1 rRNA gene is annotated in these 2,500 nt (G+C 52.5%); it reads left to right on the top strand.

Going from position 1 to position 2,500, the window contains the following annotated elements:
* Positions 1-317: 317 nt before the first annotated feature.
* Positions 318-2,500, top strand: a 23S ribosomal RNA gene (locus NKH22_RS31355); the annotation flags it as partial.

Here is a 2,500-nt window from a genome sequence, read left to right as displayed (position 1 = left end):
TGGTGAGCTTCTTGGCTTGCCGCTTGTTCTGTTTTGACATCGTAAAGAGAAGATTTGTTCGAACTTCATGAGCCGAAAGGTTCGTGATTTGTCGCGGGAGACGCTCAATCTCCCGCATATGATGGGTTTGCCTAACCGCACCCTCGAACCGATCTCGAGAAGCTGGTCTTTTTGTGCCAATGACATCGAATGTGGATCCCGCACAGGATCCGGTTCAGGCGACAATTCCTTTGGAATTGCGCGGACGCCAACCCCGCAAGGGAGAGGCTGAAGCGACAATCCTTCGGATTGCGCGGATGGGCATTGGCAATGAGAACGATCAAGTGTCTTAAGGGCAATTGGTGGATGCCTTGGCATGCACAGGCGATGAAGGACGTGATACGCTGCGATAAGCTACGGGGAGGTGCGAATACCCTTTGATCCGTAGATTTCCGAATGGGGAAACCCACCTAAGGTACTTGGAAAATCAGAGTAGCAGAGCGATCTGCTACTGTGGTTTCCAAGTATCGATAATAGGTAACTTATCCTGAATACATAGGGATAAAGTGGCGAACGCGGGGAACTGAAACATCTAAGTACCCGTAGGAAAGGACATCAACCGAGACTCCGGAAGTAGTGGCGAGCGAACCCGGACCAGGCCAGTGGCGATTGAGAGACAAGCGGAACCTTCTGGAAAGTAGGGCCATAGTGGGTGACAGCCCCGTACGCGTAATGCGATCAATCGTCCTCGAGTAAGGCGGGACACGTGAAATCCTGTCTGAAATTGGGAGGACCACCTTCCAAGCCTAAGTACTCGTGCATGACCGATAGCGAACTAGTACCGTGAGGGAAAGGTGAAAAGCACCCCGACAAGGGGAGTGAAAGAGTACCTGAAACCGATTGCCTACAAACAGTGGGAGCCCGCAAGGGTCACCACGTACCTTTTGTATAATGGGTCAGCGACTTAGTGTGACGAGCAAGCTTAAACCGCTAGGTGTAGGCGCAGCGAAAGCGAGTCTGAACAGGGCGTTCAGTTCGTCGCATTAGACCCGAAACCGAGTGATCTAGCCATGAGCAGGTTGAAGGTAAGGTAACACTTACTGGAGGACCGAACCCATAACTGTTGCAATAGTTCGGGATGACTTGTGGCTAGGGGTGAAAGGCCAATCAAACTCGGAAATAGCTGGTTCTCCGCGAAATCTATTTAGGTAGAGCGTCGACCGAATACCCCAGGGGGTAGAGCACTGGATGGGCTAGGGGTCCTCACCGGATTACCAAACCTAACCAAACTCCGAATACCTGGGAGTACTAGTCGGCAGACACACGGCGGGTGCTAACGTCCGTCGTGAAAAGGGAAACAACCCTGACCTACAGCTAAGGTCCCCAAGTTATGGCTAAGTGGGAAAGGATGTGAGGATCCCAAAACAACCAGGATGTTGGCTTAGAAGCAGCCATCATTTAAAGAAAGCGTAACAGCTCACTGGTCTAAATAAGGGTCTTTGCGCCGAAAATGTAACGGGGCTAAAGCCATACACCGAAGCTTAGGGTTTGGTCCGCAAGGGCCAAGCGGTAGCGGAGCGTTCTGTAAGCTGACGAAGCCATACCCGTGAGGGGTGGTGGAGGTATCAGAAGTGCGAATGCTGACATGAGTAACGTAAGGGGAGTGAGAGACTCCCCCGCCGAAAGACCAAGGGTTCCTGCTTAAAGCTAATCTGAGCAGGGTTAGCCGGCCCCTAAGACGAGGCGGAAACGCGTAGTCGATGGGAACCACGTTAATATTCGTGGGCTTGGAGGTAGTGACGGATCGCACAAGTTGTCCAATCTTATCGGATTGAACGGGCAGCGGAGCGGTTCCAGGAAATAGCTCCTCCTTATAAACCGTACCCGAAACCGACACTGGTGGTCAGGTAGAGTATACCAAGGCGCTTGAGAGAACTATGCTGAAGGAACTCGGCAAATTGCACGCGTAACTTCGGAAGAAGCGTGACCCTTTTCTACGCAAGTAGAGGAGGGTGGCACAGACCAGGGGGTAGCGACTGTTTATCAAAAACACAGGGCTCTGCGAAGTCGCAAGACGACGTATAGGGTCTGACGCCTGCCCGGTGCTGGAAGGTTAAGAGGAGGGGTGCAAGCTCTGAATCGAAGCCCCAGTAAACGGCGGCCGTAACTATAACGGTCCTAAGGTAGCGAAATTCCTTGTCGGGTAAGTTCCGACCTGCACGAATGGCGTAACGACTTCCCCGCTGTCTCCAGCATAGACTCAGTGAAATTGAATTCCCCGTGAAGATGCGGGGTTCCTGCGGTTAGACGGAAAGACCCCGTGCACCTTTACTATAGCTTTACATTGGCATTCGTAGTGGCATGTGTAGGATAGGTGGTAGGCTTTGAAACCTGGGCGCCAGCTCAGGTGGAGCCACCCTTGAAATACCACCCTTATTACTATGGATGTCTAACCGCGGCCCGTTATCCGGGTCCGGGACAATGTATGGTGGGTAGTTTGACTGGGGCGGTCGCCTCCTAA

Source organism: Mesorhizobium sp. M1252 (assembly GCF_040318265.1).
Classification (GTDB): Bacteria; Pseudomonadota; Alphaproteobacteria; order Rhizobiales; family Rhizobiaceae; genus Mesorhizobium.
This window is presented reverse-complemented; position numbering and strand designations above follow the sequence as displayed.